At 65.8% G+C, this 8697-nt stretch carries 8 protein-coding genes; 7 read left to right on the top strand and 1 reads right to left on the bottom strand.

Annotation, left to right across the window (positions count from 1 at the left end; all coding sequences use genetic code 11):
* Positions 1-84 precede the first annotated feature (84 nt).
* The 3 genes from CLV37_RS26460 to CLV37_RS26450 are packed head-to-tail and all read left to right on the top strand — an operon-like array spanning position 85 to position 2728.
* The gene (locus tag CLV37_RS26460) at positions 85-483 is read left to right on the top strand and encodes an MFS transporter (protein ID WP_106215729.1); all 399 of its coding nucleotides are present in this window, start codon (positions 85-87) and stop codon (positions 481-483) included.
* 42 nt (positions 484-525) lie between these two features.
* The gene (locus tag CLV37_RS26455) at positions 526-2235 is read left to right on the top strand and encodes a dihydroxyacetone kinase family protein (RefSeq protein ID WP_106215728.1); all 1710 of its coding nucleotides are present in this window, start codon (positions 526-528) and stop codon (positions 2233-2235) included.
* 13 nt (positions 2236-2248) lie between these two features.
* Positions 2249-2728 (top strand): ribose-5-phosphate isomerase, encoded by a 480-nt coding sequence (locus tag CLV37_RS26450; protein ID WP_281260561.1) that lies wholly within the window; start codon positions 2249-2251, stop codon positions 2726-2728.
* Between the two features lie 646 nt (positions 2729-3374).
* On the opposite strand, the gene CLV37_RS26445 is transcribed toward CLV37_RS26450, so the two are convergent.
* Entirely contained in the window at positions 3375-3788 is a 414-nt protein-coding gene (locus tag CLV37_RS26445) for a MarR family winged helix-turn-helix transcriptional regulator (RefSeq protein ID WP_106215727.1), read from the bottom strand.
* 113 nt (positions 3789-3901) lie between these two features.
* On the opposite strand from CLV37_RS26445, the gene CLV37_RS26440 reads away from it, so the two are divergent.
* The 4 genes from CLV37_RS26440 to CLV37_RS29160 all read left to right on the top strand — a co-directional run.
* A complete protein-coding gene (locus tag CLV37_RS26440) occupies positions 3902-4996 on the top strand; it encodes an ABC transporter substrate-binding protein (RefSeq protein WP_170127534.1) in 1095 nt (364 codons plus the stop codon).
* A 247-nt stretch (positions 4997-5243) separates the two neighbouring features.
* Positions 5244-6812 carry an amidase gene (locus tag CLV37_RS26435; protein ID WP_106215725.1) on the top strand — a complete coding sequence of 523 codons (1569 nt, stop codon included), beginning with the start codon at positions 5244-5246 and terminating at the stop codon, positions 6810-6812.
* Between the two features lie 133 nt (positions 6813-6945).
* Positions 6946-8274 carry an MFS transporter gene (locus CLV37_RS26430; protein ID WP_106215724.1) on the top strand — a complete coding sequence of 443 codons (1329 nt, stop codon included), beginning with the start codon at positions 6946-6948 and terminating at the stop codon, positions 8272-8274.
* Between the two features lie 282 nt (positions 8275-8556).
* The coding region (locus CLV37_RS29160) for a transposase (RefSeq protein ID WP_146149480.1) at positions 8557-8697 on the top strand (141 nt) is incomplete at its 3' end.

Here is an 8697-nt window from a genome sequence, read left to right as displayed (position 1 = left end):
TCTGCGTCGTGGTGAGGACACCGGCCATGCTCAACTCCTGTCAGCGACCAACCATGATCATCTCATGGGTGTTGCGCTGACTCCTTGAGACCGCCATCCATCTTCACGATCATCTTTGGTGTACCACTGTTCCTGCTCATCAACACCGGGGCCGTGGTGGCCATCGTCGTGGCCGTGGCCCTGTCGCTGATGTTTTCCCACGACCCCATCTTTGCGGTGGAGTCGTCATGGTTCTCCGAGAAGTTCCCGCCCGAGGTCCGGTCTTCGGGTATCTCGCTGGGGTACAACAGTGCTTCGCTCGTCGCGGGGACCCTCCCGTTCCTGGCCACCGCCCTCTACAACGCGGCGGGCTGGATTGGACCTGCGCTCCTGTTCAGTGCCCTGGGGGTCATCTCCACCCTGGTCGCGATTAAGAGTCCGGAAACAGCACCGCTGAAGGTTGCGGCCCGGGCGGGCAAACACGAGGCGACGCAGGTCAGCTGACACGACCTTGAACCCGAATCCCGTCGATACGAACTGCGAGACATGACCAGAGTTTTCGGAGACCCCGCCCTGTTTGTCGACGATTCCGTTGCCGGTTTCGTGGACCTCTACGCCCACTTCGTGCAGCCCGTGCCGCACGGGGTGATCCGTTCCACGGCCACCCCCGAGGGGAAGGTCGCCGTCATCGCCGGCGGCGGGTCGGGGCACTACCCCGCCTTCGGCGGCTACGTCGGGCCGGGTCTGGCCGACGCCGCGGTCTGCGGCAACGTGTTCGCCTCCCCCTCCACCCGCTGGGTCTACGACGTCGCCAAGGCCGCCAACCGCGGCGGCGGGGTGCTGCTCGGGTTCGGCAACTACGCCGGGGACATCCTCAACTTCGGTCTCGCCGCGGAACGACTGCGCGCCGAGGGCATCCCCGCGGAACTGCTCGTCGTCACCGACGACGTCGCCTCCGAGGGCCAGGGCGCCAACGGTGAACGTCGCGGCATCGCCGGTGACTTTGTCGCCTTCAAGATCGCCGGTGGCGCCGCCGAGGCCGGTTACGGCTTCGACGACGTGGTGCGGGTCTCCCGCCACGTCAACGACGTCACCCGCTCGATGGGCATCGCGTTCGAGGGCTGCACCCTGCCGGGTGAGACGGAACCCCTGTTCACGGTGACACCCGGGAACATGGCCGTCGGCCTCGGCATCCACGGCGAGCCGGGCATCTCCGAGGAGCCGATCGGCACCCCCGAGGAGATCGCCACCCTGCTGGTGGAGAAGGTCCTCGCCGGGAAGCCGGAGTCGGCGCCCGACTCGGGCCGGATCGCGGTCCTCGTCAACGGCCTCGGGTCGACGAAGTACGAAGAGCTGTTCCTGCTCTACGTGCCCATCGCGAAGCAGCTGCGTGCGGCGGGCTACGAGATCGTGGCCCCGCAGGTCGGCGAACTCGTCACCAGCCTGGACATGGCGGGCTGCTCGCTGACCGTCACGTGGCTGGACGAGGAGCTCGAGAAGCTCTGGACCGACCCAGCGCAGTGCCCGGCCCTGTCCGTGGGCGCGACCATCGAGACCACACCGGCCCCCGCCTACGTGGTCCCCGAGGACGAGGTCGCCGACTACACCGGCACCCCCGCCGAGGCGGCCGGGTCCGGGCAGAAGATCGCCGGGATCATCGAGGCCGTCCGCGACGTCCTCAAGGACGCCGAGGCGGAACTGGGCCGGATCGACGCCATCGCCGGTGACGGCGACCACGGCACCGGCATGGTCAACGGCTCGGTCGCCGCGGCCAACGCGGCGCGCACCGCAGCGGATGCCGGCGCGGGAGCCGGGTCCACGCTGTCGGCCGCGGGTGCCGCTTGGGCGGACCGCGCCGGCGGGACCTCCGGAGTGATCTGGGGTGTGCTGCTGCACGCGTTCGCCGAGAAGCTGGGCGACGAGGGCAAGCCGACGCCGGAGCAGGTCGCCGAAGGCGCCACCGCGTCGGTGGAGGCCGTCATGCGCCTCGCCGGGGCACGGGTCGGCAACAAGACGATGCTCGACTCCCAGGTCCCGTTCGCGGAGACCCTGGCGGAGCGGATCGCGGCGGGTGATGACCTGAAGACGGCGTTCACCACGGCGTCGCAGGCGGCGACCGACGCCGCCGAGGCGACGAAGCAGCTGCGTCCGCAGATCGGGCGGGCCCGGCCGTTGGCCGAACGCTCCATCGGTCACCCCGACGCGGGTGCCGTGTCGCTGGCGCTGGTGACGCGCACCGTCGCCGACAAGCTCTGAGGAAGGGAAGCTCATGACCGATCTGCAGTGGCGTGTCGTCGTGGCCGCCGACGAGGCGGGGTACAGCTATAAGGAGGCCATCAAGGCCGACCTGCTGAAGGACCCCCGGGTCAAGGAGGTCATCGACGTCGGTGTCGGGAGCGACGCGGACAAGACGGCGTACCCGCACGTGGCGGTGACCGGTGCGCGCAAGATCGCCGCGGGTGAGGCCGACCGTGGGATCTTCGTGTGCGGTACCGGCATGGGTGTCGCGATCGCGGCGAACAAGGTGCCGGGCATCCGGGCCTCCGTCGCGCACGACACCTTCTCGGCCGAGCGGCTGGTGCTGTCCAACAACGGGCAGGTCCTGACCCTGGGCGAGCGCGTGATCGGCAAGGAGCTCGCGCGCCGTCTGGCGAAGGAGTTCCTGGGCTACGTCTTCGACGAGACCTCCGCCTCGGCGGAGAAGGTCGACGCGATCACCGGGTACGAGGCTGGGCACGAGCTCAGCTGATGTCTCGGGCAGTTCCGTTGACCCCGTCGCGTACATCGGCTGGGATGTAGTCTCTCCGTCACAGTGCTGAAGGAGGTACCCTCACCTGCCAGCGCAGATCAGCGCGGCAAGTCCAATCTCACGACGGCCGCCACCTCGAGAACCTGGCCGGGCATGGCGAGTTCCACGACACCGATAGTCGTACTGGCGGGGCGGTCTTCACCGAAGTAAGCCAGGTGAGCCGCGGACACGGCAGCGAAATTTCCATGGAGATCAATGATCAAGACAGTGGTATATCTCCACGACTTGATTCCAAGAACTCAAAGCCTTCAGGACGGTGTCGAAGTCTCGAAAGTCTTGGTGGCCTGAGCGGTGATGTCACCTCTGCCCACCAGGTTGCAGTCGGCGTCGTGAGCAAGCTGCCTGGAGATGTGGACGGTGTCGCCAGCGCGGAAACCTTGGCTGTAGCCGTAACTGTCTTCCCGCCGGACACCATCGTTGAAGACGTTGGAAGTGGTAGGCATCAGTAATCTTGATCGTTGGGTTGGGCGCAGGTGCTGCGGTGCAGTAGCTCTGTAGAACAGGTCATTGGTGGGGGAGTGCGACGTCTGCCAGGGCGGCGCAACACCTGGTGGTGGGGGTACAACGTCTAGACGCCAGGCCTCACTCAGGACGGACGCGAGTTCTCCAGAGCCACCCGTCGAAGCGAGGCGGTCAACTCTCGTGCCTGAGCGCTCAAAGGGTTCCGATGCGCCATCAGGACGGCGCTGGCGCGATCGAATCGTTCCCGCCCGGCACGGGACAGGTGTGCTGCAGCTTTACGGCCGTCTTCAGGGAGAGGGCGACGGAACACCCACCCCTGCTCTACCAGTTCATCGACCATGCGCGTCACAGATGCAGGCGGGAGATGCAGCTCGTTGGCCAGCTCGCCCATCAACGCCCCCTGGGTGCGATGCAGGGCGTGCAAAATACGCCAAAGGTCCTCGCGCAGACCTTCCTCACTCAGGAGGGCGGCAAGCTGCCGGTTGAGTCCCCGCGCAGCGTTGGTGATGGTGGCCAGCTCGTCGATGAAGTCGTCCATGGACGATGTGCACTCTCCTCGCGCGATCACTGGCTAGGCCGGTGCGGCAAAGACGGACCTTTGGGACCCGTCAGCACCTTTCCGGTCGGAAGTATCTACCGTACAGTCCTACCATGTCCACGGCGGTTGAGCTGGTCGATCCACTGGAGGCCCTCCTCTACGGTCCGCGCCCGGACGTCTTGCGGATCGGTCTGGTGATCCCAGGGTCAGGAGTTCTCGGCCTGACCGGCCCCTCGGCCCTGGATGCAGCAGTCCTTGCGGCTAGCGAGGTCAACACGAGCGCCGGTGGGCATCAGCGGCGCGTCGAGTTGGTCGTGGTGGATTCCGGGGGAGTGCGCCGTGCGGTGGCTGATGCCGTGGCCCAGCTGGCACGGGCAGAGGCGGTGAACGCCTTCGTAGGGCTGCACACCAGCCACACCCTTGTGGCCGTCGAGCAGGCGCTCGATGGATCTGTTCCCTACGTCTTCGCTTCCGGATACGAGGCGACCCGGTCGATCCCCGGCGTCTACTGCCCCGGCGAGACGCCCGCAGAGTTCGTCGGCGGGTTGACGCGCGTCGGGTCCGACCGAGGGATCACTTCCTGGGCCATCCTCGGAACCGACTACGTCTGGCCACGCGCTGCGCGAGTCGTCGAGCGAGCGGCCATCGACGCAGCGGGTGCCCAGGTCGTCTTAGACGAACTAGTCCCGATGGGATTCGGTACCCAGGACGGTAAGAACGCCGTTGATCTCCTGCACACGTCCTCGTGCCAGGGGGTGATCCTCAACATGTCGGGTCTGGACCTGGTCAGGATGCTGGAGGCGATCAGGACGCGAGGTCTGGACAACCTGGTGAGGATCTCGAACTGCTTGGAGGAAAACAGCCTGTACGCCCTAGGGGGCGATACCTCGGGCAACCTCTACTCCGGCCTGCACTCCTTTGAGTCCCTGCGTTCTCCGGCACGGGAGGCGCTCGATGAAAGACGGCGTTCACTGTTCGGTAACGTGAGTCCGGTCCTGAACTCTTGGTCCGTCCAGTGCTACGACGCGGTCAAGCTGCTGGCTGACCTCGACCGCCATGACGCACTCTCATCCCAGGCCCTTGATGAGGACAACGCCCTCGGCGACGTCCCCGTCTCAGTGCGCCCCAGGATCGGGGGAGTGGTGACCCCGCCGGCCTACGACCAACACCTCGCGGTGGCTGAGGGCATGTCCTTCGAGGTCCTCTAGGTCGAGGTTCGGTAGTCCGTCGGTCCAGGGGACCTGGGCCGACATATTTGTGACTTTTACGCAACGACGCTGAAATCTCCGCGTAACATCACGTCCATATAGTTCCGATCGGAAAGACCGGTCGAGCACCGACTGTCGAAGATCGCGGAGTTGCCCTGAGGGCGACGATCTACTCGCTATCAGCGAAGCGCTTCGCGTACCTGACTCACGCAGAACCCCTGGACACTCCCGAGCTCTGAGGTTGGTCATGACTATCCAAGACCCCACTCTTGAAGATCTCCGCCCCATCGCGGACCGCCACTTCGCGGCCATGGACGACGACGAACTCTCGGTGATGCAGGAGATCATCAGCAGCACTCTCGACGCCCACCGGCTCCTGGATGGCATGGACGACTCGGCACCCACGGATGTCGCCAATCGCGATGCGGGGCGTCCGGCGAGTCCTGAGGAGAACCCCCACCGCGGATGGGTGTGGCGCTGCGACCTCACCGCGGACGCGCTCACGAGTTCCCATCTGGCCGGGAAGACGGTAGCAATCAAGGACAACGTCGCCGTCGCCGGGTTGCCCATGAAGGTCGGCACTCGTCTGCTTGAAGGCTTCATCCCCGATGAAGACGCCACGATCGTCACCCGGGTGCTGGCGGCCGGCGGCAACATCACCGGCAAGGCAGCCTGTGAGCACATGTCGTTCTCCGGCAGTAGCTTCACGGCCGACACTGGGGCGATCCTCAACCCTCACAACCTCAACCGATCCGCCGGTGGATCCTCCAGCGGTTCGGCTGCCTTGGTGGCGGCCGGAGATGTCGACATCGCCAGCGGCGGTGACCAGTCCGGCTCGATCCGTATCCCGGCATCGTTCTGCGGGGTTTACGGTTTCAAGCCCAGTTACGGTCTGGTGTCGGCGACCGGGGCAGCGCCCATCGAGGTCACCGTGGACCACCTCGGGGCGCTGGCTTCCACCGTCAGTGACATCGCCCGGTTCATGGACGCCGTCGCCGGTGAGGACCCCATGGACCCGCGTCAGCTGAGTGGCTGGTCCGGACGTTCCCGGCCCGAATCCTTCCTCGGATCCCTCACCGGCGATGTTCGCGGACTGCGCGTCGGCATCATCGACGAGGGCTTCGCCTGGGACCACTCCGAGCAAGACGTGGACGACGCGGTCGTAGAAGCTGCCGCCCACTTCACGCAGCTGGGAGCGACGGTCGAACGCATGTCGCTGCCCATGCACCGAATCGGCATGCACATCAACACCGCCATCCAGATGGAAGGCGCCTACACCACCATGTTGCGCGGCAACCTCGCCGGCAGCGGATGGAAGGGGCGGTACCCCCGCCGGCTGATGGAGGCGATCGGGGCCGCCAAGCACACCCGCAGCGACGAGATGTCGGACATGATGAAGGAACTTGTCCTGATCGGTGAGTATCTCACCGACCGCTACCACGGCAGCTACTACGCCAAGGCGCAGAACCTCGCTCTGCAGCTCACCACCGCCTACGACGCCGCCTTCCAGCAATACGACGTGCTGATCACCCCGTCGACACCGGTGAAAGCCACAGAAATCCCGGACAAGGACGTTCCCCGCCTGGAGCGGTTCGGGCGTCTGCTGAACATGGTCAACAACACTAGCCCCACGTGCGTGACGGGGAACCCCTCCATCTCGGTTCCCTGCGCAACTTCCTCCGGGCTGCCGGTCGGCATGATGATCACGGGTCGGCGCGGGGATGACACCACCGTCCTTCGTGTCGCCGATGCTTTCGAGCGCACCGGGATCTACGGGCCGGTCCAGGTGAACCGCCGCCAGCACGCGTCCGTCTGACACACCTCAGCGGACAGTGCGTGGAAACCGAACTGTCGCCTGAACGCACTCCGCATCAACTCTTTCGATCACCCCGGACCACGCCCTCGCGCCTGTAGCGCGCCCCCCCTCGAACCCCATGTGGAGGTAGTTCATGAGCACCACCGCAGACCTCGAACCGCCCTCGTCGGCGCGACAGCGGCTCGCCAACCGGCTCGGCCTACCGGCCCCGCTCATCCTCGGCTACCTCGGTCTCCTGCTGTTCATGATCGGCGACGGGGTCGAATCCGCGTTCATTGTCCCCTTCTTCAGCGACAACGGCGCCGGTAGCGACATCCGGGCCTCCTACATCGTGACCATCTACGGCGTCGCGGTCATGCTGGCCGCGTGGCTCTCAGGTGCACTCTCGGAGCTGTGGGGCCCGCGGCGGGTCATGATCGCCGGGCTGATCATCTGGCTGGTTTTCGACGTCCTGCTGCTGGCGGTCGCTGTGCCGCAGGAGAACTACCCCCTCATGATGCTGTTCTACGGCCTGCGCGGTTTCGGCTACCCGCTCTTCGCGTACTCGTTCCTGGTGTGGGTGACCGCCGTTGCTGCGCCAGCGCGGCTGGGTTCCGCGGTCGGGTGGTACTACTTCGCCTTCACCGGCGGCATGCCCACCTTGGGGGCCCTGGTGGCCAGCGGCTCCAACCCCATCCTGGGGCACTACGGGACGCTGTGGCTTTCGGTCGCCATCTTGATGACCGGTGGTCTCATCGCCCTGCTCGGAGTCCGCGAACGCACCGGGTTCACGCGTATGGCCCCCGCCGGTGTGAAGCCCGTCCAGAGCTTGCTCTCGAGCGCCTCGCTGGCCTGGACCAACCCCCGCATCGGACTGGGTGCGGTCGCCAGGATGATCAACACCATCCCCATGTTCGGTCTGCTGGTCTTCATGCCGCGCGTCTTCTCCGACGAGATCGGCTTCGGGGAGAGCCGATGGCTGTTGCTGGTGTCGGTAATGTTCGGTTCCACCATCATCTTCAACCTTCTGTCTGGCATCATCTCCGACCGTGTCGGCTGGCGTGAGACGGTCTTCTGGCTCGGGTGCATCTGGGGATCAATCTCGGTGGCACTCCTCTACTTCGTTCCCATCCACATGGGGGTCGACTACTACTGGCTGGCCCTGGTGGTCGCCGTCCTCTACGGCGCTTCACTCTCGGGCTGGGTGCCGATTTCGGCGCTGGTTCCTTCTATGGCCCCTCAGTACAAGGGCGGTGCGATGGCCCTGCTGAACCTGGGGGCAGGGGCCTCAGCGTTCGTGGGCCCTGCTCTGGTCAGCCTGCTGCTGGCTCCTCTCGGCGCCACGGGCGTTGTCCTGATCTTCTCCGCCCTCTACCTCATCGGCGGTGTGATCGTCTGGAACCTGCGCCTGCCCAAGGGACGCGAAGCTGGTCAAGCCGCGGAGGTGGAAGGTAGCGCCCGCGTGCACAGCGTCGCTGAGTGACTTGCCCCGTCCCTTGAGAGACCCACAACCAGAGACCTCAGCCCCCGCCGCACTCAGTCTTCACCGGGTGACGCGCGGGGGCTTGGTGTTGGGTGAGGTGGACGAGGACCCAGGGGCGGAACTCGAGTCGCTGCGTGTCGAGATCCGACAGACGCGGGCGAAGCTGAGGTCGCAGGACAGGTAGCGTCCTGGGTCATGACAGACCAGCCGCGATCTGCGCAGCGGTTGCCGGCTGGGAAGACTCCCGACTGTTCACAGTTCAGCCTTAAGTGACTGTTTCAGATGTGGGTCTTGGTAGGGCATGCTGCTGAGGTGGCTGGCGATCGTGAGGCGTATCCCTCTGACCTCAGCGATGCGGAGTGGGAGCTCATCGAGCCGCTGCTACCCAAGCAGGGCCGGATGGGTAGGCCGCGCCAAGACCTG

The organism is Kineococcus rhizosphaerae (genome assembly GCF_003002055.1).
In the GTDB taxonomy this organism is placed as follows: domain Bacteria; phylum Actinomycetota; class Actinomycetes; order Actinomycetales; family Kineococcaceae; genus Kineococcus; species Kineococcus rhizosphaerae.
This window is presented reverse-complemented; position numbering and strand designations above follow the sequence as displayed.